A 21,977-nucleotide genomic window follows, 5' to 3' on the forward strand; every position below is an offset into this window, starting at 1 on the left:
GGCAAGGGCCGGTACGGCCCGACGATGTGACTGTAGTTGTAGGGACGCCAATCCGCAATATTTCTGCGACGGACGGTCAGCAAGGGGAGACAAACGGGGCAAAAGCGGGGACGAGCGGACGTCGTCCCCGGCGGGGCAAACGATCAGGCCAGGACGGTGTCGCGGACCTGCACCGGCACGCCCGCCCGTTCGACGACCCCGGCGCGCATCGACGCTTCCAGCGACGGAATCGAGCCGCCCGCGCGGTAGGCAAAGCTCACCTGCACGACGTCGCCCGGCTGCACGTCCAGCGGCGTGGCCAGCGGCAGCATCATGTAGTGGTTCAGCCAGTCGATCGTCGTGCCGCGTTCCTCGACGATGGACAGCACGTTCTTGGTGATGAAGCGCAGCGCGTTCAGGCGGCCGCCCTGCTCCATGCGGAACTGGCCTTCCCACGCGATCGCGTCGCCGACGGGCTGGCTGAAGTCCATGATCGCATACACGCCCGGCTGCGCCAGGTCGATGGTGCCCGGGTAGATCACGTTGGTCGGCTGGAATTGCACGATCGGTGCATAGAAACCCTCGAAATCGTATTCGAGCTGCAGCGGCTGCGCGGCCATGATGACGGCTTCCGGCATGAAGATCGGCAGCGGACCGCCGAAGCGCGCCAGGTAGCGCCGCTTGAACGACTCGATGACCTCGACCTGCTTTTCGCGCAGCATGCCGACGTGGATCATTTCGCAGATGACGAGATCGACGGGCTCCGGCGGCAGGTATTCGAACGCGTCCGCATGGATGACCTCGACCTTGTGGCCGTTCGGGTTCATGGCGAGGAAGCGGCGCGCCTCGCGCACCATGTCCGGGTTGAACTCGACGCAATAGACCTGCGACGCGTTCTGGGCCGCGAAGTACGACAGCACGCCCGTGCCTCCGCCCAGCTCCAGCACCTTCATGCCCGGCTTCACGGCGTGGTAGATCGCGGACTTGAAGCTGTGCATGCGGTTATGGTCCATCAGCATGTTGTGATGGTAGTGGACCGGAATAAACTGCCCCAGGTAGCAGCTTTCGATTTCGCGTTCGTTGAGCATGGGTTCCTCTGTGTCGGAGTGTGTCTGCATTATCTCCATGCTTTTATGCAACTGATGCGCCGAGCTGACGGGGATTTGCCGGCCAGTTTGTCGGATCGATGGGACAGCTGGCCGGCGATGCTTAAATACCTTGACCTTTTTCCATGTGGGAATGTTAGTATTTTCCCACCGCTGTTTCCGTTAGTAGCCCGCCATGGTCCATTCGATCCGTTCGCTGTCGGCGAATATCGCCGATTTGTTGCTGGACGTAGTTTTCCTGGTGGACCGGCGTGGCATCATCGTGGACGTCAGCGCCGGGTGCGAACGCATGCTCGGCTACCGTCCCACCGAGTTGATCGGTCAATACATGCTCGATTTCGTCGTCCCCGAGGACCGCGCCATCACGTGCATGGAAAGCGCGCGCGTGCAGGCGGGACAGGAACGCGTCGGCTTCGAGAACCGCTACCTGCACAAGGATGGACGCCGCGTCGACGTGATGTGGTCGGCGCGCTTCATCGCGGACCACGGCCTGCGCCTGGGCGTCGGGCGCGACATCACCGCCCGCAAACGCGCCGAGCGACGCCAGGCGGCGACGTACGCGATTTCCGAAGCGGCCTACCACGCGGGCGACCTGGCCGGACTCTGCGGCGAGATCCACGCCATCCTCGACCACCTGGTGGGTGCGCCCGGGATGGTGGTCGTCAGCGACCCGACCCCGCAGCATGGTTTCAAGGTCGTCTACCAGTGCGACCATGATCCGAAGATGCGCCTGCCGTCGCGCGCGTGCCTGGCACGCTGGCGCGCGGCCGCGACGACGCCGGACAGCATCGCGCCGGACGCCGTCCGCCACGTCGGCGCAGGCGGCCTGAACACGTGGCTCATGATCGAACTGGGCGGCCCGGCCGGCACGATCGGCGCGCTGCTGCTGCGCGACCGCACCGGCACCGGATACTCCCCCGCCGACCGCGGCCTGCTGCGCTTCGTCGCGGCCCAGGTCGGCCTGGCGCTGGAACGCAAGCGCCTGCATGACGACCTGATGCGGTCGGCCTGCCTCGACGAACTGACGGGCTTGCCGAACCGCCGGCTGTTCTTCGACCGCATCCGCACGGCCATCGCGCGGGCGCGGCGCTGCCAATCGCGGCTCGGCCTGCTTTACGTGGACGTGAACGATTTCAAGGAGGTCAACGACCGCTATGGTCATGCGGCCGGCGACGCGCTGCTGCGGGAAGTCGCGGCGCGGCTGGTGGAATGCGCGCGCGAATCGGACACGGTGGCGCGCCTGGGCGGCGACGAATTCGTGCTGCTGCTGGAAGACCTGCAGGCGCCCGAGGACGCGGAACACTGCGCCGACAAGATCCGCGCCGCGCTCGTGCGGCCCGTGCCGACGCAATGCGCGCCGCTGCACATCGGCGTCAGCATCGGCATCGGCCTGTTCCCCGATCACGCGGACCAGGTCGAGACCTTGCTCATGCATGCGGACGCGCACATGTACACGCGCAAGCGCGCCCACAAGTGCGGAGAAAGCTAGCTCAGCGGGCAGGCTTGACCTGCGCGTCGAGCTTCGCCGCGATGGTGGCGTGATCCGCACGGCGCGCGATCTCGGCCGCCGTGAGACCTTCGCCATTCTTCAGTGTCGCATCGGCGCCCTGGCCGCGCAGGAACACGGCCGTGTCCTCGTGGCCTTCGCGCGCCGCCATCATCAGCGGCGTGAACTTGCCGCTCGCCGGCGGCGACTGCGCATCGATGCGGGCGCCGTGCGCGAGCAGCAGGCGCGCGATGTCGTTATCGCCGCTCGCGGCCGCGTAGTGCAGCGGCGTCCAGCCCGGGCGGTTGACCGCGGCGCCTTTTGCGATCAGCGCCTCGGCGGCCGGCTTGTTGTGCTTGTACGCGGCCATCATCAGCGCCGTGTTGCCGTTCAGCGCAGGCGCATCGACGTTCGTACCCGGGTGGCGCAGCAGCGCGTCGAACACCTGCATCGCGCCTTCGCGCACGGCCAGCACGAGAGGCGGTTCGCCGCCGACGGGATTGGCCTGGTTCGGGTCGACCTTGCCCAGCAGCGCACGCACCGTGCGCGCATCGTCCATCTGCACGGCACGGAAGAAGTCGCTCGTCTGGTCGGCCATCGCCATGGCGGGTGCCGCCAGCGCGGCGGCGAGCACGATCGATCGAAGAAGGGTCACGGTCAGGTCCTCGCGGTCTTGAACAGGTTGAAGAAATTTTCGGTGGTGCGGTCGGCGATCTCGCGCAGCGGCACGTCCTTCAACGTGGCGAGATATTCCGCCACGTGCGCCACATAGCCCGGCTCGTTCATCTTGCCGCGGAACGGCACGGGGGCGAGGTAAGGCGAATCCGTCTCGATGAGGATGCGGTCCAGCGGCAGCGCCCGCGCCACCGCCTGCAGGTCCTTCGCACTCTTGAACGTCACGATGCCGGAGAACGAGATATAAAAACCCATCTCGATGGCGGCGAGGGCCACGTCGAGCGACTCCGTGAAGCAGTGCATCACGCCCGCGACGCCGCCCTGGTCCGTGCCCGCACCTTCTTCGCGCATGATGCGGATCGTGTCTTCACTGGCCGAGCGCGTGTGGATGATCAGCGGCTTGCCGGTCTCGCGCGACGCGCGGATGTGCGTGCGGAAACGCTCGCGCTGCCATTCGAGGTCGCCTTCCAGCCGGTAATAATCGAGACCGGTTTCACCGATCGCGATGACCTTCGGGTGATCGGCCAGTTCGACGAGCTGGGCGACGGTGGGCTCGGGCGTGTCCTCGTAATCGGGGTGCACGCCGACGGAAGCATAAATGTGCGGATATTGCTCGGCCAGCGCGAGCACGCTGGGAAACTCCGGCAGGTCGACGGAGACGCACAGCGCGTGCGAGACCTTGTTCTCGGCCATTTTGGCCAGGATGTCCGGCATCCGGGCGGCCAGTTCCGGGAAATTGATGTGGCAGTGGGAATCGATATACATCCCGATATTGTACGCGAGGTGCAAAAGCACCGCCTGCGTTCGCGCCGTCGTTCCCGCGCAGGCGGGAACCCAATTCCGTCGCGTCTACGTGACGCAAAATTTGGGCCCCTGCCGAGGGGGACGCCTAGTCCAGGGGCGACGGTTTTGCGGTCTCAGGCCACCCGCTTACCGAGGATGATCAGGTCCCGCTCGATCCCATCCAGATTCGCCACCCGCGGAAAATGCGCCCACGTATCGAACCCGTACTTGCGGAACAGGGCCAGGCTCGGCACATTGTGGCCAAAGATGAAGCCCAGCAAGGTATGCACGTTCACGTTCGGCGCGAACGCCATCGCCTGTTCCAGGCAGTAACGCCCGACACCCTTGCCGCGCCATGCCTCCGCGATATAGATCGACAGCTCGGCCGTGCCGGAATATGCCGGACGGCCATAGAAATTCGAGTAAGAGCACCAGCCGATCACGGCGGGGTCGTCCGACGTATCGGCCGCGTCGTGGATCACCCACAGCGGACGGCGTTCCGGCGTGTGGTCGTTGAACCAGCCTTCGCGCGACTGCACGGTGACGGGTTCGGTGTCGGCCGTGACGTCGCGCGAGGCGATGGTGGAATTGTAGATGTCGACGATGACGGGAAGATCTTCTCGACGAGCGAGGCGGTGTACGTAGGACGGCATGGTGAAACCAGGAAGTTACAGGGTATGGGTGGCGCGCGCCGAACGCAGCGCGGCGCCGAGGATTTCTTCGATGCGCAGGCGGGCGCGCTGTCCGGTTTCGTCGGCCGGGAAGTGCACGCCGATGCCTTGCGCCTTGTTGTTGTTCGCGCCGGCCGGCGTGATCCACGCGACCTTGCCGGCGATCGGGTATTTGTTCGGGTCGTCCATCAGCGACAGGATCAGGTAGATCTCGTCGCCGATCTTGTATGGCTTGTTGGTCGGCACGAACATGCCGCCATTCTTCAGGAACGGCATATAGGCCGCGTACAGGGCTGCCTTTTCCTTGATGGCGAGCGACAGTACGGACGGCCGCGCCGGCTGGGGCGCGTTCGGATCGGCGGGCAGGCCACTGATCGGACCGTTCGGCGATACGCTCATCATCTTCCTTTCATCACACACCGCAGCGGGCGGTGTAATCGAGCAACATGTCTTCGACAAACAGCTTCGGCGACAAGGGGTGATCGGCCACGGCGCGGCGCTCGTTCGTGGACTTGATTGCCTGCATCAACTGAGCCACGGGCACCCGTCCGGCCAGCGCCGCGAGTTCCCGCTGATATCTCGGATAATACCGGATCACTCCGGACAGCTTGTACGAGAACACGTCATACAGCCACCGCTGCTGCCACGCGACGAGGGATGCGAGCGGCGCCTTGCTCAATTTGTCGGCGCTGCGCAACGCGGCATCGACGCTCGGTTGCGCGAGCACTTGCAGCAGGCCGTCGAGCTCTTCGCGGCTGCCCGTCTCCGCCTGTGCCAGCGCCGCGAGCGGCGCGCCGCCCTGCTCGCGCAGCCAGCCGTCCGCATCGGTGACGCCCTGCGCTGCGAGCCACGCCAGCGCCTGGGCATGATCCGGCATCGGCAAGGCGAATTTGCGGCAGCGCGACAGGATCGTCGGCAGCAGCCGGTCCAGCCCGTTCGATGCCAGCAGGAACACGGTGCCCGGCGGCGGTTCCTCGAGCGTCTTCAGCAGCGCATTCGACGCGGGCATGTTCAGCGCCTCGGCCGGGTACAGCACGACGACGCGCAGGCCCTGGCGGTGCGTCGAGATGTTCATGAAATCGGCCAGCGCACGCACCTGCTCGATCTTGATTTCTTTCGACGCCGTCTTCGACTTGGCCTTTTTCTCTTCGGCCGGCGCCTCGTCGCCCTCCGCGGAGGGCGCTTCGTCTTCCATCGCTTCGGGCCGCACGCGGCGGTAGTCGGGGTGATTGCCCTGGACAAACCAGCCGCACGACGCGCACGCCCCGCATGCGTGCCCGTCCGGCCTCCCGTTTTCGCACAGCAGCGCCTGGGCGAACGCTTCGATGAAATCGGCCTTGCCGATTCCGGCCGGGCCGTAAAACAGGATCGCATGCGGCAGCCGCACGCGCATCGCCTGCAGCCGGGTCCACGCGTCTTCTTGCCAGGGGTACATGCTCACAGCCAGGTCTCCAGCGCGGCCTGCAGCGCGCCGCGCACTTCGGCTATCGTCTTCGTCGAATCGATGACGACGATGCGGCCGCCGGATTCCGCCGCGCGGCGCAGGTATTCGGCGCGCACACGCGCGAAGAAATCGGCCTGCTCCATCTCGAACTTGTCGAGCGTGCGCGAGGCGGACAGGCGGGCCTTGGCGACGTCCAGCGGGACGTCGAACAGCAGGGTCAGGTCGGGCTGCAGGTGCGGATGCACCCACTGCTCCAGCGCCTCCAGCCTGGCGCGATCGAGACCGCGCCCGCCGCCCTGGTAGGCGAAGCTGGCATCCGTGAAGCGGTCGGACAGCACCCAGTCGCCGCGCGCGATCGCCGGTTCGACGACTTGCGCGACGTGCTCGCGCCGGCTGGCGAACATGATGAGCGCTTCCGTCTCGAGGTGCATTTTTTCGTGCAGCACGAGGTCGCGCAGCTTTTCGCCGAGCGGCGTGCCGCCCGGCTCGCGCGTCGAGACGACCCGCTTGCCCGCGCCTTTCAGCAGCGAGGTGACGTAGCCGATGTGCGTCGACTTGCCGGCGCCGTCGATGCCTTCGAAGGTGATGAAACGCCCGCGGGTGGCATCGGTTTGATTCATGGCATTCATTCGTAATTACTGCGACTGGTTGCGCTGGTACTGGTTCACGGCCTTGTTGTGCTCATTCAGGTTGACCGAGAAGTGGCTCGTGCCATCGCCGCGCGACACGAAATACAGGGCTTCGGTCTTCGCGGGCGCCGTCGCGGCGGCCAGCGATTGCACGCCCGGCAGCGCGATCGGCGTCGGCGGCAGGCCGGGGCGCGTATAGGTATTGTACGGAGTGTCCGTCTCGAGGTCCTTTTTGCGGATCTTGCCGTCGTATTTCTCGCCCATGCCGTAGATGACGGTGGGGTCGGTCTGCAGCAGCATACCCGCTTTCAGGCGGTTGACGAAGACGCCCGCGATCATCGCGCGCTCGCTCTTCTGGCCCGTTTCCTTTTCCACCAGCGACGCCATGATCAGCGCCTGGTACGGCTCCGTGTACGGCAGGCCCGGGTCGCGTTTCTCCCACGCGGCCTTCAGGCGCTTCATCATCATCTCGTGCGCCTGCTTGTAGATCGACAGGTCGCTCGCGTTCTTCGCGAACAGATACGTATCGGGGAAGAACAGGCCCTCCGGCGCCTTGTAGTCCGGGGCGATCTTCGCCAGCAATTCCTGGTCGGACAGTTTCGCCGTCTCGTGCTTCAGGTTCGGGGCCGCGTCGATGGCTTGCCGCATCTGGCGGAACGTCCAGCCTTCGATGATCGTCAGCGATTCCTGCGCGAACTCACCGCGCACGAGCTGGGTGAGGAGACGGCGCGGCGACGTATCCGGCTTCAGCTCGTAGCTGCCGGCCTTGATCTTGCCCGCCTTGCCCGTGATCCGCGCCAGCACGCCGAACAGGAACGGGTTGACGGGCACGCCGGCCGTCGCCATCTGCTGCGCGGCGCCAGCCACGTGGCTGCCCTGCGCGATGGCGAACGGGATGACGGCCGCGTTGCCCGGCGTGATTGGCTGCCTGCTCCACCACTGAAAGCCGGCGCCGGCACCGACGGCCACGATGACGCCTGTGACGATGAGTTTTTTTATGAATGCCATGCTGGATCTGGTTTTTCGCCGTCGTCGGCGCAATTTTGAAGGCGAACTTATAATGAGGCCGTAATCATAAAGCCGATACAGCCAAACCGGAAATAAATCGTGTCATGAATCATTGGATCGAACACCTCGCCACCCTGGGCGCCCGCTTTCACCCCGATAGCCCGACGCAGGTCGAGGACTTCGGCCGCGCACTCGCCACCGCCGACCTCGAACAGGGCTTCGTCGCCCCCGTCACCGACCTCGGGCTGATTGGGATTGCCGGCGAAGACGCCGCCAGCTTCCTCCACAACCAGCTGACCAACGACGTCGAGCACCTCGGCCCATCCGAAGCGCGCCTCGCCGGCTATTGCACGCCGAAGGGACGCCTCCAGGCGACGTTCCTGATGTGGCGCGATGCCGAGAACATTTATTTGCAGCTGCCTCGCGCCATCCAGGCGCCGCTGCAGAAGCGCCTGGCGATGTTCGTGCTGCGCGCGAAAGCGAAGCTGCGCGACGCCAGCGACGAACCGCGGCATGCCGCCGTCCTCGGCCTGGGCGGCGCGGCCGCGGCCGACGCGCTCCGTGCCCGTGCCGGCACCCTGCCCGAGGCACCGTACGCGAAAGTGGACGGCGAGGCCGGCACCGTGATCCGCCTGGCGGACGCATTCGGCCAGCCGCGCTACCTGTGGCTGACGACGCCTGACAGCGCGATCGCCGCGCTGGCCGCATGGAAGGACACGCTCGCGCTGGGCGGCAACGCGGCCTGGCAACTGGCGGCCATCCACGCCGGCGTGCCGCAGATCGGCGCCGGCACGCAGGAACAGTTCGTGCCGCAGATGGTCAACTACGAACTGCTCGGCGGCGTCAATTTCAAGAAGGGCTGCTATCCGGGCCAGGAAATCGTCGCCCGCAGCCAGTATCTCGGCAAGCTGAAACGCCGCATGGCGCTGGCCACGCTCGCCAATGCGGCCGCGCGTCCGGGCGACGAAGTGTATTCCGTCGCCGACCCGGACCAGCCATCCGGCATGATCGTCAACGCGGCGCCGAACGGCGCCGGCGGGGCCGATGTCCTCGTCGAGATCAAGCTCGCGGCGCTGGACGGCGAGGTGCGCCACGGCTCCGCCGGCGGCACGAAGCTGGATTTCCTGCCGCTGCCGTACGCGCTCGACGGACTCGACGTTTGACGCACATGATCGACCTGTACGTCTATTACAAGGTGCGCGACGTCGACGCCGCCGCGCTCGCGCCGCGCGTGCGTGCGCTGCAGGCTGGCGTCGGCATGCCGGCGCAGCTGAAACGCCGGCCCGAGGTGCGCGACGGCCTGCAGACCTGGATGGAAGTCTACCCCGGCGTGGACGACGCCTTTCCCGCGCGGCTCGACGCCGCGGCCCGCAGCGCCGGATTCGAAGGCCTCATCGAAGGTCCCCGCCGCGCCGAAGTTTTTACGGATCTTCCAACATGTGCCTGATCGTCTTTGCCTGGCGCGTGATCCCCGGCCTGCCCCTGGTCGCCTGCGCCAACCGCGACGAATACTATGATCGTCCCGCCACTCCGGCCGGTCCGTGGCCGGACGCCCCGAACATCATCGCGGGCCGCGACCTGCGCGGCGGCGGCAGCTGGATGGGCGTGACGAAGGACGGCCCGCGCGGCCCGAAATTCGCCGCCCTCACGAACGTCCGTTCTCCCAGCGACTGGCGCACGGATGCACCCACGCGCGGCGCCCTCGTCGCCGATTTCCTCAAGGGCGACGAGGATGCGCCGGCCTACCTCGCCCGCATCGCGGCGGATGCGGACGCCTACAACGGCTTCAACCTGATCCTGGGCGACCGCGACGGCATGGTCTGGTTCTCGAACCACGCGGGCGACGACCCGCGCAACGGCAGGCCGCTGGAGCCGGGCATCTACGGTGTGTCGAACGGCCTGCTGGATGCGCCGTGGCCCAAGGTCGTGCGCACCAAGGCGACCTTCGCCAGCCTGCTGCTGCAGGGCGCGCCGGAAGAAGCGTATTTCGAGATGCTCGCCGACACGACGCGCGCGCCTGACATGCGCCTCCCGCACACGGGCGTGCCGCTCGACCTGGAACGGCAGCTGTCCGCCGTCTGCATCGAGATTCCCGGTTACGGCACCCGCACGTCGACCGTCGTCAAGATGTACGACGGTGCCGAACCGGAGCTGCACGAACGCATCCTGAAACCTTGCGACCAGGCTGCCACCTGACTGGATTGCTCCTCGGATGGGGGCTGGAATTTCCGCAGCGCACTGCCAACATTGTTGCTCTACAGTAATGAAAAGGAGCAGAGCATGCGCAAGGCAATCAAGGCGGAATTCGCGTACATCGCGGCGAACGTGCCGCCCTACTTTCCCTCGCCCTGAACCGCGGCCTTCAGCATGGCCGTGAACTGCGGCGTCGCCGCGTAGGCATCGGCCGGCGGCTGGCCGTGCACGATGGCGTCCATGCGCTGGGCCACGCCCTGCAGCGCCTGCGGATGCGTGAAGATATAGAAATCGCCCCGGCGGATCCCGTCGAACGTGATGCGGGCCACGTCCGCCGCGGTCATCTTGCCCGACGCGACGGCCTGTTCCAGCAGCGCCTGGCCCGCCTGCTGGCTGGGCGTCGGTGGACCGTCGTGACGGAGTTCGCCGGGACGGTGCCGCACCGAGTGCGCGATCGCCGTCGGCACGAAATACGGGCACAGCACCGACGCATTGATTGCCGCATCGACGAGGCGCAGGTCGTGGTACAACGTCTCCGACAGCGCGACGACGGCGTGCTTCGACACGTTGTACGGGCCCATCACGGGTGGCACCAGCAGGCCCGCCATCGACGCCGTGTTCACGATATGGCCTTCGTAGCCGGGGTCGCGGCGCGCGGCGTCGAGCATCAGCGGCGTGAACACGCGCACGCCGTGGATCACGCCCCACAGGTTCACGCCCAGCACCCATTCCCAGTCGGCTTCCGTGTGTTCCCAGATCAGGCCCGCCGTGCCGACGCCGGCATTGTTGAACAACAGGTGCACGCCGCCGTAGCGGATCATCGCCGCATCCGCCAGCTCTTCGACGTGCGCGGCCTTGCGCACGTCGCACACCATCGCCAGCACGTCGGCGCCGCCGGCCTGCAGCGCGTCGGTCGCCTGTTCCAGTGCATGCGCATCGACGTCGGCCAGGACCAGCTTCATGCCCAGCCGGGCCGCCTCGTTGGCGAACTCGCGTCCGAGTCCGCTGCCGGCGCCCGTGATGACGGCCACCCGTCCCGCAAAGTCCTCCATGGGGCCCTCCCCGTCGTTGTTACTTCACACGTCAGACTTCATAGTCCATGCACTGGCGCCCCTCGCGGATCGCGCCGATGAACGGCACGACCGCCTGGTGCACCGGATGCTTGATGTAGGCGTCGAGCGCGGCCTTGTCCTCGAACTCGGAATACAGCACGACGTCGTACGTGGCTTCCAGGCCGGGCTGGGCGATGACGACTTCGAACTTGATTTGGCCCGGGACGATGGCGGCGCATTCGTCCAGGCGGCGCTTCATTTCGATGGCGTTGGCGGCGCGGTCGGCGCCTTCGGCGTGGTCTTTCAGTTTCCACATGACGATGTGCTTGAGCATGGATTTCCTTTGTAGCGTTCGATTTTGGACTGTCGCGACGTCCCGTTCCAATGGATGCCGCGCCCTTATTATAAGAGCGATAAGGCGCTCCCGCCCTCGCCCGTTGGTGGCGGGGTTGGGTTGGTGGTGGGCCACATGTCGGTTAGTTGCATAATTTTGGAACGACCGCCTTCGTCGCCTGGGTGGCCGCTGCACTTACGCAAGCGATGTCCGCGTGCCGGGCCAGATGACCGCCTGTGCCACGATGACGGATTCGCCGTTGAAGGTGGCGGCGGGCGAGCCGTACAGCAGATAGCCCTGCTCGAGGGCCGCGCTCACGCGGCGGCAAAACGACGCGTCGTCCGGGCCGGTGAGGATGCGATAGGCTGGAAGACCTTCGGGTGGATGGTCGGACATGGTGTTCCCCTGGCGTGTGCGTTGTTGTAAGGATCGTCGAGTATATTGCCGAAACTACAGTCTTGCTGGCCGCTGTGGCCGGCGCCCGCGTCGCAAGTCGGTTAGTTGCAGTATGATGAGGCCATGAGCCATTCACCTTCCCTCGCCGACTGGGACAAGCGTCCCGTCGAGGCCTTCGCCGCCTTCGTCGTCACGCCGGAGTTCGTCCTCACGTCCAGCCGCCAGCGCGACGTGCCGCTGCCTGTGTCGATGGAATCCGCCGCGATCTACCGATTCATGTTCGGCAAGTTCGCCACGTGGATGCTCGAACACGGCCTCAGGATGTCGACCGTGAACGCGGCCGACCTGCGCCGCTTCATCGAGCTGGCCAAGGACGGCCGGCGCGACCTCAACAGCAAGATCGCCTACCGCTACCTGCGCCTGCTGGAGCGCTGCTTCGACTACCTGGAACGCGCGCCGAACCCGGCCCGCCAGGCCATCATCGCGACGGACCGCGCCCACCTCGCCGAGGACGCCCCGATGACGGCGCTGAGCGCGGACGACCTGCAGCGCTTCCTGGCCGCCCTCCCCGCCGGCCGTACGGAAGACACGGCGGGCCACGCCGGCTGGAAGCGCCGGCGCGACCGCGCGATGCAGATCGTGATGGCGCTCGCCGGCCTGCGCGTGGCGGAAGCCATCGGCCTGCTGCTGGATGAAGTGGGCCGCCAGCCCGACATCGACGGCGCCATCACGCTCGACATCACCCCCGAAGCGAAGCACCGCACGAGCTACGAGCACACGACGACCCTGCCGCGGGCCGGCGTCGCCGAACTGACGGCATGGCTGAAGGAACGGGCGGAGCTCGAGATTCCGGGAGACCTGGTCTTCCCCGCGAACCTGAAAGGCGAGCCGCTGCACAAGGCGACCGTCTACCGGCAGACGCGCGCGACGTTCGAGCGGGCCGGCATTGGCGTGTCCCGCGCGGGCGGGCGCACCCTGCGCAACAGCTTCGCCGTCCAGCAGCTCGAACAGGGCGTGTCGCGCAGCGAGCTGACGACGGCGCTGGGCCTCGCGTTGGAGCGGTCGACGGAAGCGTACAAGTACGCGCGGCTGCATGAGGCGCCGGGCGACGCCTCGCCGGGCGACGCTGCGCCGGATGATCCCGACCATGCCGGCCCAACTGTAAGCCCCGCGTAAGTTTCCAGCAAGCGTGCCGTAAGCTTCCCGGCGCACAGTCAGCAGGCTGCCCGCGCCATCGGGCGGCGCACACAATAAACACGACTGGAGACCACAATGGCAATCAACCCCGGCATGGCCGCGGGCGGCAAATCCATGCCGTCCGGCGTTGGGCTCACGAAGGAAGAGCGCAAGGTCATCTTCGCCTCCTCGCTCGGCACCGTCTTCGAATGGTACGACTTTTACCTGTATGGTTCGCTGGCGACCGTGATCGCCAAGCAGTTCTTCATCGGCGATCCGACCACCTCGTTCATCTTCGCGCTGCTCGCCTTCGCGGCCGGCTTCATCGTGCGGCCGTTCGGCGCGCTCGTGTTCGGCCGCCTCGGCGACATGATCGGCCGTAAGTACACGTTCCTCGTCACGATCATGATCATGGGCGGCTCCACGTTCATCGTCGGCCTGCTGCCAGGCTATGCGTCGATCGGCATCGTGGCGCCCATCGTCCTCGTCACGCTGCGGATCCTGCAAGGCCTCGCGCTGGGCGGCGAATACGGCGGCGCCGCCACGTACGTCGCCGAACACGCGCCGGACGGACGCCGGGGCTTCTTCACGTCGTGGATCCAGACGACGGCCACGCTCGGCCTGTTCCTGTCGCTGCTCGTGATCACCGGCGTGCGTGCCGGCATGGACACCGCCGCGTTCGACGCGTGGGGCTGGCGCATCCCGTTCCTCGTCTCCGTGCTGCTGCTCGCCGTCTCGGTGTGGATCCGCATGTCGATGAGCGAGTCGCCCGCGTTCGCGCGCATGAAGGCCGAAGGCCGCACGTCGAAGGCGCCGCTGAGCGAAGCCTTCCTGACCTGGAAGAACGGCAAGATCGCGCTGCTCGCGCTGCTGGGCGTCGTGATGGGCCAGGCCGTCGTCTGGTACACGGGCCAGTTCTACGCGCTGTTCTTCCTCACCAAGACGCTGAAGATCGACGACGCGACGGCCAACATCCTGATCGCGATCGCGCTCGCGCTGGCGACGCCGTTCTTCATCTTTTTCGGCTCGCTGTCCGACCGCATCGGCCGCAAGACGATCATCATGGCCGGCTGCCTGATCGCCGCGCTGACGTACTTCCCGATCTTCAAGGGCCTCACGCACTACGGCAACCCGGCGCTGGAGGCGGCGCTGAACAACTCGCCCGTCGTCGTCGTGGCCGATCCGGCGTCCTGCCACTTCCAGTTCAACGCCACGGGCACGAAGAAATTCCCGTCGTCGTGCGACATCGCCACCGCGCAGCTGACGGCGGCTTCGGTCAGCTACACGCGCCAGGATGCGCCGGCCGGCACCATCGCCAGCGTCAAGGTCGGTGCCAAGGTCTACCCGTCGTTCAACGCGACGATGACTGCGGACGGCCTGAACTTCGACCTGGCCAGCAAGGAACGCGAAGCGGCGCTGAAGAAGGACCTGGGCGCCGCCATCAAGGCCGCCGGCTATCCCGCGAAGGCCGACCCCACGCAGATCAACAAGCCGATGATCGTGCTGCTGCTGTTCGTGCTGGTCCTGTACGTGACGATGGTGTACGGCCCGGTGGCCGCAATGCTCGTCGAGATGTTCCCGACGCGCATCCGCTACACGTCGATGTCGCTACCCTACCATATCGGCAACGGCTGGTTCGGCGGCCTGCTGCCGACCACCGCCTTCGCCCTCGTCGCGGCCAACGGCAACATCTACTACGGCCTGTGGTATCCGATCGTGGTCGCGGTCGCGACCGTCGTCATCGGCACCTTGTTCGTGCGCGAGACGAAAGACAACAACATCTACGCGGCCGATTGACCCAACCGGGGTCAGAGCCCGTTTTTGAGCAATTTCCCAAAACCGGGCTCTGACCCCGGTTTTGGGAAATGTCTCGTTGTCACATGCTTGGCAAGGGGGCGCGATAGCGCTACCATCGACGAACACAACGATAACGATGGAGACTCTTCATGCTCAAGCTGCCGCGCCTTGCCGCCGCCGTCACGCTCACCCTCGTCGCGCACGCCGCGTTCGCCGACGATCCCGCCCCCAACCCGCCGCCGGCCACGTCGCAGTTCAAGGAAATTTCCGCGCACGACCAGGTCCGGCAACTGGGCCGCGGCGTCAACGTCATTGGCTACGATCCGTTCTGGCAGGACGGCGCCAGGGGCAATTACAAGGAGGAGCACTTCGCGCAGATCAAGGCGGCCGGGTTCTCGACCGTGCGCGTCGTGCTGTTCGCGTTCCGCGCCCTCGACGCGAGGAACCGCCTCGATCCGAAATGGCTGAACCGCCTCGACTGGGTCGTCGCGACGGCCACGAAGCACGGCCTCAACGTGATCGTCGACGAACACGATTTCGACGACTGCTCGAAGGATGTCGCCGCCTGCATGCCGAAGCTGAAGGCCGTCTGGAGCCAGCTGGCGGAGCGCTACCGCAACGAGCCGAACACGGTCGTCTTCGAACTGCTCAACGAGCCGCACGGCCAGTTCGACGCGGCCACGTGGAACGCCAGCTTCCCGCAGGTGCTGGCCATCATGCGCAAGACGAACCCCACGCGCAACGTCATCATCGGCGGCGTGCGCTGGAACAGCCGCGACACGCTGAAGGACCTGGCGCTGCCGGCCGCCGACAAACACCTGATCGCCACGTTCCACTACTACGACCCGTTCCCGTTCACGCACCAGGGCGCGTCGTGGGCCGATGAGCCGATCCGCTCGACGACGGGCATCCGCTTCGGCAAGCCGGCCGAGATCGCGCAGATCGACAAGGATTTCGCGGCCGTGAAAGCATGGAGCGACGCGAGCGGCCGCCCCGTCTTCCTCGGCGAATTCGGCGCCTACGACAAGGCCGCGATGGACGACCGCGTGCTGTGGACGACGACCGTCGCGCGCACGGCCGAGAAATATGGCTTCGCGTGGGGCTACTGGCAGTTCTCCAGCGACTTCGTGCTGTACGACTTCAAGAAGAACGAGTTCGTGCAGCCGATCCTGAAGGCGCTGGTGCCGGAGACGCGCTAGCCGCGCTGCGGGCGGCCTCAGAAGCGCTTGGTGCAATACCTGCGCACGCGTTTCCGGCCGCCCGCGTACGTCGTGTCGATGTGCTCGTAACACGAGAACGCGCCGGTTTCCCGGTCGTACAGCGGCCGCACGCTGTATTCGCTCGTCTTGACGAGCCGTCCCTTGCGCCAGCAATAGCGCTCGCCGCCGACGTCTTCCGCCCCGCCTTTCCAGTCGCCCGTCACGCAGTTCGGATCGCGGCCGTCGACGCCGATGTTGCCGATCGCGGACAGCGCCTCGTCGAACACGAAGCGTCCGCGCACGCGATCGTAGAGGTACACGGTGCTGCTGGTATTCCCGATCGGTGCGACGTCGCTCGTCACGACGAGGTCCGGGCAGCCGTCGTTGTTCAGGTCCTGCGCGAACAACCCGCCGTCGTCGCCGTAGTGGTTCGTCACGCCGTCGAGCACCTGCACGGTCCGTGCCGAGCGCACATCGACGACCCGCACACTGCCCGCGGACGGCGCATCCGCATCCTTGGGCACCCAGCGGAACGCGACCTGCGCGCCGCAACCCCGACCCGCCGCCAGCGCTGCGACAGGAACCAGACAGACCAGCAAAAGAACCGCTTTCTTCAACCATGCCTCCATCGTGGATCGTTCACGCGGCCGGCGGCAGCCCGGCCATCGCGCCGCTCCCCCACGCCCGCATCCGGTTCGCCGCCCACGCCGTCAGGATCGCGCCCGTCAGCAGCACGAGCCGCGTGTCCACGAGCGTCAGCACGGCGCCCGCCGCCGCCATCAGGATGTTCGCGAGGCAGAACGTCGTCGACAGCAGCCCCATGACGGCGCCCTGCCCGTGGCCGCCGCCGAAGCGGTCCGCGGCCCACGCCTGCACGACCGCGTTGTAGAACGCATGCGGCAGGCCGAACGCCATGATGCCGATGAGACCCACCCACAGATGGCCCACGCCGAGCGAGCCGATGGCCAGCGCCACGCACGCGGCCAGCCACGCGGCGCGGCGCATCGGCTCCGTGCGGCTGGCGCGGCCGGCGAACAGGGCGGAACACGTCATCAGGCCGCACATGCCGACGTTGACGAGCGCGATCGCGCGCGTGTCGTAATGGCCCACCTCGACGAGCCACAGCGGATAGAACTCGTAGAACGCCGTCACGCCGCACGTGTACGCGAGCTGCACGCCGAACAGCGCGCGCAGGCCGTCGTGGCGCAGCAGGTTGAACGCGTGGCGTTCGCGCGCCACGCTCCACCACGACGGCCCGGCCGCGCGCGGCTTGCGTTCCAGAGCGGCGCCGACGAGCGCCGCGCCCAGCAGCAACGCGCCCGCGGCGATGTAGAACGGCACCGTGAGGCCCCACGCGATCGTGAACCCGGCCAGCAGCGGCCCGACCAGCCAGCCCAGGTGCAGCGCACCGTTCAGCCACGACAGCGCGTGGTTGCGCAGCGGGCCTTGCAGCCGGTCCGCGAGCATCGCGCGCACGATCGCGCTGTGACCCTCCAGCAGGCCCGTGCCGAAGCGGGCGACGAGGAACAGCGGATACGAGCGGCGCGCCAGCGCCCACGCCGTCAGCACGTGGCCGATGGCGGCGCCGACGGCCGTCACCAGCAGCAACGGCCGGCGGCCATAGCGGTCCGACAGCGACCCGAGCACGGCGGTGCCCAGCAGCAGGCCGATCGGGTTGACCATCAGCGCCAGCGCGAACAGGAGCTTGGGCGGCAGGCCGAGGAAGTGCGTCAGGCTGTCCGGCGCGCCGTTCACGAACAACGGCGGCAGGATGGGATAAGGCAGCGACGCGCCGGTCGTGGACAACAGTCCGAGCAGGCAGGCGGTCGCGATCAGGAGGGCGTTCTTCATGGTGGACAGCCTAGCACGGCGCGCACCCCGACCGCATCAGGAACATTACCCTGGCGCGGCCGCGGCGGCGGACAACCGCGCGAGCTCCTCGGCGAGCACTGCCGCCGGCACGCCGCCGCCCTGCATCCACAATGCGAGCGCCGCGAACTGGCCTTCCGCGCGCGGCCCCACCACGCCGCGGGCACGCAACCGGGGCACGATGCGCGCCGCCGCGAGCGGCCCGCACATGCACCGGCATTCGCTGATGCGGCTGACGGGCGTGCGGGCGCCGTGGTACGCGGGCGCCGCGTTGACGTCGTGGCGGGTCAGCCGTTGAAGGTCTTGCCCTCGGCCGCCAGGCGGACGAGCAGCGGCGCCGGCGTCCACGCCTCGCCGTGGTAGCCGCGGGCGTACTTCTCGACGGCCGCCAGCACGGCCGGCAGGCCGACGGTGTCCGCATAGAACATCGGGCCGCCGCGGAACAGCGGGAAGCCGTAGCCGGACAAATACACCATGTCGATGTCCGACGCCCTGAGGGCGATGCCCTCGTCCAGGATCCGCGCGCCCTCGTTGACCAGCGCGTAGACGAGGCGCTCGACGATCTCCCCGTCGGAGATGGCGCGGCGCTCGATGCCCAGGTCCTGCGAATGCCGCACGATCATGTCGTCGACCCACGGCGACGGGCGCGGCGTGCGCTCGCCCGCCTGGTAGTCGTACCAGCCGGCGCCCGTCTTCTGGCCGAAGCGGCCCTGTTCGCACAGCAGGTCGGCCGTCTTCGAATACTTCACGTCCGGCGACTCGACGGCGCGGCGCTTGCGGATGTACCAGCCGACGTCGTTGCCGGCCAGGTCGCCCATGCGGAACGGGCCCATGGCGAAGCCGAAGGTCTCGATGGCCGCGTCGACCTGCTGCGGCAGCGCGCCTTCGTCCAGCAGGAAGCCGGCCTGGCGAATGTACTGTTCCACCATGCGGTTGCCGATGAAGCCGTCGCACACGCCGGCGACGACGCCCGTCTTCCTGATCTTCTTCGCCAGCGCCAGCGCGGTCGCCAGCACGTCCTTGCCGGTCGCCGCGCCGCGCACGATTTCCAGCAGCTTCATCACGTTGGCGGGGCTGAAGAAGTGCAGCCCGATGACGTCCTGCGGGCGTGCCGTGGACGCGGCGATGCGGTTCAGGTCCAGGGTCGACGTGTTCGACGCGAGGATGGCGCCCGGCTTCATCGTGGCGTCGAGCTGGCGGAACACGGACGCCTTCACGTCCATGTCCTCGAACACGGCTTCGATGACGATGTCGGCCTGGGCGATGTCGGCGTAGTCCAGCGTGCCGCGGATGAGCCCCACGCGCTGCGCGGCCTTGTCCGCCGCCAGCTTGCCCTTCCTGACCGTGTTCTCGTAATTCTTGCGGATGGTGGCGAGGCCCTTGTCGAGCGCATCCTGCTTCGTCTCGAGGATCGTCACGGGGATGCCGGCGTTGGCGAAGTTCATCGCGATGCCGCCGCCCATCGTGCCGGCGCCGACGACGGCCGCGCTGCGGATCTCGCGGACTGGCGTGTCGGCCGGGACGTCCGGCACCTTGCTCGCGGCGCGCTCGGCGAAGAACGCATGGCGCAACGCCTTCGATTCCGTCGTCCGCGTGAGGTGGATGAAGCGCTCGCGCTCGAATGCCAGGCCCGCTTCGAACGGCTTTTCGACGGATGCCGCGACGGTCTCCACGCATTCGACCGGCGCCGGGAACGGCCCCGCCTCGGCTTTGACGCGCGCCCGCGCGGCGGCCAGGAAGCCCGCGGCATCGGGGTGGTCGACCTGGCGCTCGCGCACCTTCGGCAGCGGCCGCACGCCGGCGACGCGGCGCGCGAACGCGATCGCGCCGGCAACGAGGTCGGACCCGGCCGGCAGCAGTTCGTCGAACAGCAAGCTGCCGGCCAGCTTTTCGGACAGCACCGGCGTCCCCGTCACGATCATGTTCAGCGCGGCCTCCAGGCCCAGCACGCGCGGCAGGCGCTGCGTGCCGCCGGCGCCCGGCAGCAGCCCCAGCTTCACTTCCGGCAGCGCGATCTGCGCGCCCGGCAGCGCCACGCGGTAATTGGCGCCCAGCGCCAGTTCCAGGCCGCCGCCCATGCACACGGTGTGGAGCGCGGCGACGACAGGCTTCGCCGAATTCTCGACCGTGCGGATCAGGGTGTGCAACGTGGGTTCCGTGAGCGCCTTCGGCGAGTTGAATTCGCGGATGTCGGCACCGCCCGAAAACGCCTTGCCCGCGCCCGTGATGACGATGGCCTTCACGGCCGGATCCTGCGCGGCGCGATTCAGGCCTTCGACGGCGGCGGTACGCGTCGCCAGGCCGAGGCCATTGACGGGCGGGTTGTTCAGCGTGATGACGGCGACGTCATCGATGACCTGGTAGTCGGCGCTCATGGGTCTCCTTGCGTCGGTGTGATTGTCGGTGGCGACAATATAACCGCTAAAAGAACGGTCGTGTTATTTTTGCTCCGTGCCGGGCAGGCGATAGTCCCGGTACTGCTCGCGCAAGCGGTTCTTCTGGATCTTGCCGGTCGCCCCGGTCGGCAGAGAGTCCACGAACAGCACGTCGTCCGGCATCCAGAACTTCACGACCTTCCCGTCGAAGAACCGCAGCAGCTCCTCGCGCGTCATCTCGGCTTCCGGCCGCCGCACGACGACGAGCACGGGCCGCTCGTCCCATTTCGGATGCCGCACGCCGATGCACGCGGCCTGCAGAACGCCCGGGTGCGCCATCGCGATGTTCTCGAGGTCGATCGATCCGATCCACTCGCCGCCGGACTTGATGACGTCCTTGCTGCGGTCCGTGATCTGCATGTAGCCGTCCGCGTCGATGGTCGCCACGTCGCCGGTCGGGAACCAGCCGTCCTGCAGCACTTCGCCGCCCTCGTCGCGGAAGTACCGCGAGATGATCCACGGCCCCTTGACGAGCAGGTGGCCGAACGCAAGTCCGTCCCACGGCAGCTCGTTGCCGTCGTCGTCGACGATCTTCATGTCCACGCCGAAGATGGCGTGGCCCTGCTTGCGCAGCACGGCGCGCTGCCCGGCGACGGGCAGGTCGCGGTGCCGCGCCAGCAGGCCGCAGGTCGTGCCGAGCGGCGACATCTCCGTCATGCCCCAGGCGTGGATGACCTCGATGCCGAAGCGGTCGATCAGCGTGTCCATCAGCGCGGGTGGGCACGCGGCGCCGCCGATGACCGTGCGGCGGAACGTCGAGAACGTGAGCCCGTTCTGCAGCGCGTAATTGACCAGGCCGAGCCAGACCGTCGGTACGCCCGCCGAGAACGTGACGCCCTCGGCCTCGAACAGGTCGTACAGCGCCTTGCCGTCGAGCGCCGCGCCGGGCAGCACCAGCTTGGCGCCGGACAGCAGCACGGAGTAAGGCAGGCCCCATGCGTTCACGTGGAACATGGGCACGACGGGCAGCACGACGTCGCGCCCGGCCACGTTCAGGGCGTTGGGCAGCGCGGACGCGTACGCGTGCAGCACCGTCGACCGGTGCGAATACAGCGCCCCCTTCGGATTGCCCGTCGTGCCGGACGTGTAGCACAGCGACGCGGCCGCGCGCTCGTCGAGTTCGGGCCAGTCATAATCGTCCGAGACCGCGGCGAGCAGGTCTTCGTAGCACATCAGGTTGGTGATGCCCGCATCGGCGGGCATGTGCGCCCGGTCGCTCATCAGCACGAACGCCTTCACGGACGGGCACAGCGGCGCGATCGCCGCCACCAGCGGCAGGAACGTCAGGTCGAAGAACAGCAGCTGGTCGCCGGCGTGGTTGACGATGTACGCGATCTGCTCGGGATGCAGGCGCGGATTGATCGTGTGCAGCACGGCGCCCGAGCCGGACACGCCGTAGTACAGTTCCAGGTGCCGGTAGCCGTTCCACGCCAGCGTGCCGACGCGCTCGCCCATCGCGATGCCCTGCGCCCGCAGGACGTTCGCCACGCGCCGCGCCCGCGCTTCGCACTCGCGCACGCTGTAGCGGTGCATGTCGCCCTCGACCCGGCGCGAGACGATCTCGCTGCCGCCGTAATGCCGTGCGGCGAACCGGATGATGCTGGAAATCAATAGGGGCTGGTCCATCATCCGGCCCATCAACGGAACAGGTGTCATCGGTCTCTCGGGTTGCTTGTGGGAAGCCGAGTTTCGAACGCTCGTACGGAAAACGTCAACGGAATTCGATGTTGCACCGCACCAGCCTA

Annotated in this window: 23 protein-coding genes; 7 read left to right on the forward strand and 16 right to left on the reverse strand. The window is 67.2% G+C overall.

Going from position 1 to position 21,977, the window contains the following annotated elements; all coding sequences use genetic code 11:
• Positions 1-143 precede the first annotated feature (143 nt).
• The gene (locus tag ACL58G_RS20850) at positions 144-1,067 is read right to left on the reverse strand and encodes a methyltransferase domain-containing protein (RefSeq protein ID WP_440963017.1); all 924 of its coding nucleotides are present in this window, start codon (positions 1,065-1,067) and stop codon (positions 144-146) included.
• Between the two features lie 193 nt (positions 1,068-1,260).
• Between ACL58G_RS20850 and ACL58G_RS20855 the strand changes: the two genes are divergently transcribed.
• Complete coding sequence (locus ACL58G_RS20855) at positions 1,261-2,574, forward strand: diguanylate cyclase domain-containing protein (protein ID WP_413388579.1); 1,314 nt, start codon at positions 1,261-1,263, stop codon at positions 2,572-2,574.
• A gap of 1 nt (position 2,575) precedes the next feature.
• Here ACL58G_RS20855 and ACL58G_RS20860 read toward each other — a convergent pair whose 3' ends face one another.
• From ACL58G_RS20860 to mltG, 7 genes are all read right to left on the reverse strand, one after another.
• Entirely contained in the window at positions 2,576-3,226 is a 651-nt protein-coding gene (locus ACL58G_RS20860) for an ankyrin repeat domain-containing protein (protein ID WP_440963018.1), read from the reverse strand.
• A gap of 2 nt (positions 3,227-3,228) precedes the next feature.
• Positions 3,229-4,011 carry a TatD family hydrolase gene (locus ACL58G_RS20865; RefSeq protein ID WP_413388577.1) on the reverse strand — a complete coding sequence of 261 codons (783 nt, stop codon included), beginning with the start codon at positions 4,009-4,011 and terminating at the stop codon, positions 3,229-3,231.
• A gap of 152 nt (positions 4,012-4,163) precedes the next feature.
• Complete coding sequence (locus tag ACL58G_RS20870) at positions 4,164-4,682, reverse strand: GNAT family N-acetyltransferase (protein ID WP_413388576.1); 519 nt, start codon at positions 4,680-4,682, stop codon at positions 4,164-4,166.
• A gap of 15 nt (positions 4,683-4,697) precedes the next feature.
• Positions 4,698-5,099: a PilZ domain-containing protein gene (locus tag ACL58G_RS20875; RefSeq protein WP_413343317.1), complete on the reverse strand. Its 402-nt coding sequence runs from the start codon at positions 5,097-5,099 to the stop codon at positions 4,698-4,700.
• Positions 5,100-5,112: 13 nt separating this feature from the next.
• Positions 5,113-6,135 (reverse strand): DNA polymerase III subunit delta', encoded by a 1,023-nt coding sequence (locus tag ACL58G_RS20880; RefSeq protein WP_413343315.1) that lies wholly within the window; start codon positions 6,133-6,135, stop codon positions 5,113-5,115.
• A 2-nt stretch (positions 6,136-6,137) separates the two neighbouring features.
• Positions 6,138-6,773 (reverse strand): dTMP kinase, encoded by a 636-nt coding sequence (tmk, locus tag ACL58G_RS20885; protein ID WP_413343313.1) that lies wholly within the window; start codon positions 6,771-6,773, stop codon positions 6,138-6,140.
• A gap of 6 nt (positions 6,774-6,779) precedes the next feature.
• Positions 6,780-7,781: an endolytic transglycosylase MltG gene (gene mltG, locus ACL58G_RS20890; protein WP_413388575.1), complete on the reverse strand. Its 1,002-nt coding sequence runs from the start codon at positions 7,779-7,781 to the stop codon at positions 6,780-6,782.
• A gap of 104 nt (positions 7,782-7,885) precedes the next feature.
• On the opposite strand from mltG, the gene ygfZ reads away from it, so the two are divergent.
• The 3 genes from ygfZ to ACL58G_RS20905 are packed head-to-tail and all read left to right on the forward strand — an operon-like array spanning position 7,886 to position 9,977.
• A complete protein-coding gene (ygfZ, locus tag ACL58G_RS20895) occupies positions 7,886-8,944 on the forward strand; it encodes a CAF17-like 4Fe-4S cluster assembly/insertion protein YgfZ (RefSeq protein WP_440963019.1) in 1,059 nt (352 codons plus the stop codon).
• Positions 8,945-8,949: 5 nt separating this feature from the next.
• Positions 8,950-9,228, forward strand: coding sequence for a DUF4936 family protein (locus ACL58G_RS20900; protein ID WP_440963020.1), 279 nt, complete (start codon positions 8,950-8,952; stop codon positions 9,226-9,228).
• Positions 9,219-9,977, forward strand: coding sequence for an NRDE family protein (locus ACL58G_RS20905; RefSeq protein WP_440963021.1), 759 nt, complete (start codon positions 9,219-9,221; stop codon positions 9,975-9,977). The genes ACL58G_RS20900 and ACL58G_RS20905 overlap by 10 nt, the downstream gene beginning before the upstream one ends.
• 137 nt (positions 9,978-10,114) lie before the next feature.
• Here the strand turns inward: ACL58G_RS20905 and ACL58G_RS20910 are convergent, their stop codons facing one another.
• The 3 genes from ACL58G_RS20910 to ACL58G_RS20920 all read right to left on the reverse strand — a co-directional run bounded on the left by ACL58G_RS20910 (position 10,115) and on the right by ACL58G_RS20920 (position 11,756).
• Positions 10,115-11,026 carry an SDR family oxidoreductase gene (locus tag ACL58G_RS20910; protein ID WP_413388571.1) on the reverse strand — a complete coding sequence of 304 codons (912 nt, stop codon included), beginning with the start codon at positions 11,024-11,026 and terminating at the stop codon, positions 10,115-10,117.
• 31 nt (positions 11,027-11,057) lie between these two features.
• Positions 11,058-11,360 carry a Dabb family protein gene (locus ACL58G_RS20915; RefSeq protein ID WP_440963022.1) on the reverse strand — a complete coding sequence of 101 codons (303 nt, stop codon included), beginning with the start codon at positions 11,358-11,360 and terminating at the stop codon, positions 11,058-11,060.
• 195 nt (positions 11,361-11,555) lie between these two features.
• Positions 11,556-11,756 carry a DUF1737 domain-containing protein gene (locus tag ACL58G_RS20920; RefSeq protein WP_413388569.1) on the reverse strand — a complete coding sequence of 67 codons (201 nt, stop codon included), beginning with the start codon at positions 11,754-11,756 and terminating at the stop codon, positions 11,556-11,558.
• Between the two features lie 123 nt (positions 11,757-11,879).
• Here ACL58G_RS20920 and ACL58G_RS20925 point away from each other — a divergent pair, with 123 nt between their 5' ends.
• From ACL58G_RS20925 to ACL58G_RS20935, 3 genes are all read left to right on the forward strand, one after another.
• A complete protein-coding gene (locus ACL58G_RS20925) occupies positions 11,880-12,932 on the forward strand; it encodes a tyrosine-type recombinase/integrase (RefSeq protein ID WP_440963023.1) in 1,053 nt (350 codons plus the stop codon).
• A gap of 96 nt (positions 12,933-13,028) precedes the next feature.
• A complete protein-coding gene (locus ACL58G_RS20930; protein WP_440963024.1) occupies positions 13,029-14,729 on the forward strand; it encodes an MFS transporter in 1,701 nt (566 codons plus the stop codon).
• 149 nt (positions 14,730-14,878) lie between these two features.
• Positions 14,879-15,928, forward strand: a complete 1,050-nt coding sequence (locus ACL58G_RS20935) for a glycoside hydrolase family 5 protein (RefSeq protein WP_440963025.1) — start codon at positions 14,879-14,881, stop codon at positions 15,926-15,928.
• Between the two features lie 17 nt (positions 15,929-15,945).
• Here ACL58G_RS20935 and ACL58G_RS20940 read toward each other — a convergent pair whose 3' ends face one another.
• The 5 genes from ACL58G_RS20940 to ACL58G_RS20960 form a co-directional block, all read right to left on the reverse strand.
• Entirely contained in the window at positions 15,946-16,545 is a 600-nt protein-coding gene (locus tag ACL58G_RS20940) for an XAC2610-related protein (RefSeq protein WP_440963026.1), read from the reverse strand.
• A 22-nt stretch (positions 16,546-16,567) separates the two neighbouring features.
• A complete protein-coding gene (locus ACL58G_RS20945) occupies positions 16,568-17,779 on the reverse strand; it encodes an MFS transporter (protein ID WP_440963027.1) in 1,212 nt (403 codons plus the stop codon).
• Positions 17,780-17,824: 45 nt separating this feature from the next.
• Complete coding sequence (locus tag ACL58G_RS20950) at positions 17,825-18,007, reverse strand: hypothetical protein (RefSeq protein WP_440963028.1); 183 nt, start codon at positions 18,005-18,007, stop codon at positions 17,825-17,827.
• A gap of 77 nt (positions 18,008-18,084) precedes the next feature.
• The gene (locus tag ACL58G_RS20955) at positions 18,085-20,172 is read right to left on the reverse strand and encodes a 3-hydroxyacyl-CoA dehydrogenase NAD-binding domain-containing protein (RefSeq protein ID WP_440963029.1); all 2,088 of its coding nucleotides are present in this window, start codon (positions 20,170-20,172) and stop codon (positions 18,085-18,087) included.
• Between the two features lie 63 nt (positions 20,173-20,235).
• Positions 20,236-21,888 carry a 3-(methylthio)propionyl-CoA ligase gene (locus ACL58G_RS20960; RefSeq protein ID WP_440963030.1) on the reverse strand — a complete coding sequence of 551 codons (1,653 nt, stop codon included), beginning with the start codon at positions 21,886-21,888 and terminating at the stop codon, positions 20,236-20,238.
• Between the last annotated feature and the right edge of the window lie 89 nt (positions 21,889-21,977).

Origin of the sequence: Massilia sp. GER05 (assembly GCF_052056005.1) — a bacterium.
GTDB lineage: Bacteria > Pseudomonadota > Gammaproteobacteria > Burkholderiales > Burkholderiaceae_D > Telluria > Telluria orientalis.

Coding starts and splice junctions, on each gene's coding strand:
- ACL58G_RS20900 (WP_440963020.1), top strand. CDS start 8,950: ATGATCGACCTGTACGTCTATTACAAGGTGCGCGACGTCGACGCCGCC.
- mltG (WP_413388575.1), bottom strand. CDS start 7,781: ATGGCATTCATAAAAAAACTCATCGTCACAGGCGTCATCGTGGCCGTC.
- ACL58G_RS20910 (WP_413388571.1), bottom strand. CDS start 11,026: ATGGAGGACTTTGCGGGACGGGTGGCCGTCATCACGGGCGCCGGCAGC.
- ACL58G_RS20935 (WP_440963025.1), top strand. CDS start 14,879: ATGCTCAAGCTGCCGCGCCTTGCCGCCGCCGTCACGCTCACCCTCGTC.
- ACL58G_RS20960 (WP_440963030.1), bottom strand. CDS start 21,888: ATGACACCTGTTCCGTTGATGGGCCGGATGATGGACCAGCCCCTATTG.
- tmk (WP_413343313.1), bottom strand. CDS start 6,773: ATGAATGCCATGAATCAAACCGATGCCACCCGCGGGCGTTTCATCACC.
- ACL58G_RS20855 (WP_413388579.1), top strand. CDS start 1,261: ATGGTCCATTCGATCCGTTCGCTGTCGGCGAATATCGCCGATTTGTTG.
- ACL58G_RS20870 (WP_413388576.1), bottom strand. CDS start 4,682: ATGCCGTCCTACGTACACCGCCTCGCTCGTCGAGAAGATCTTCCCGTC.
- ACL58G_RS20955 (WP_440963029.1), bottom strand. CDS start 20,172: ATGAGCGCCGACTACCAGGTCATCGATGACGTCGCCGTCATCACGCTG.
- ACL58G_RS20865 (WP_413388577.1), bottom strand. CDS start 4,011: ATGTATATCGATTCCCACTGCCACATCAATTTCCCGGAACTGGCCGCC.
- ACL58G_RS20945 (WP_440963027.1), bottom strand. CDS start 17,779: ATGAAGAACGCCCTCCTGATCGCGACCGCCTGCCTGCTCGGACTGTTG.
- ACL58G_RS20920 (WP_413388569.1), bottom strand. CDS start 11,756: ATGTCCGACCATCCACCCGAAGGTCTTCCAGCCTATCGCATCCTCACC.
- ACL58G_RS20875 (WP_413343317.1), bottom strand. CDS start 5,099: ATGAGCGTATCGCCGAACGGTCCGATCAGTGGCCTGCCCGCCGATCCG.
- ACL58G_RS20925 (WP_440963023.1), top strand. CDS start 11,880: ATGAGCCATTCACCTTCCCTCGCCGACTGGGACAAGCGTCCCGTCGAG.
- ACL58G_RS20930 (WP_440963024.1), top strand. CDS start 13,029: ATGGCAATCAACCCCGGCATGGCCGCGGGCGGCAAATCCATGCCGTCC.
- ACL58G_RS20850 (WP_440963017.1), bottom strand. CDS start 1,067: ATGCTCAACGAACGCGAAATCGAAAGCTGCTACCTGGGGCAGTTTATT.
- ygfZ (WP_440963019.1), top strand. CDS start 7,886: ATGAATCATTGGATCGAACACCTCGCCACCCTGGGCGCCCGCTTTCAC.
- ACL58G_RS20880 (WP_413343315.1), bottom strand. CDS start 6,135: ATGTACCCCTGGCAAGAAGACGCGTGGACCCGGCTGCAGGCGATGCGC.
- ACL58G_RS20950 (WP_440963028.1), bottom strand. CDS start 18,007: ATGTGCGGGCCGCTCGCGGCGGCGCGCATCGTGCCCCGGTTGCGTGCC.
- ACL58G_RS20905 (WP_440963021.1), top strand. CDS start 9,219: ATGTGCCTGATCGTCTTTGCCTGGCGCGTGATCCCCGGCCTGCCCCTG.
- ACL58G_RS20915 (WP_440963022.1), bottom strand. CDS start 11,360: ATGCTCAAGCACATCGTCATGTGGAAACTGAAAGACCACGCCGAAGGC.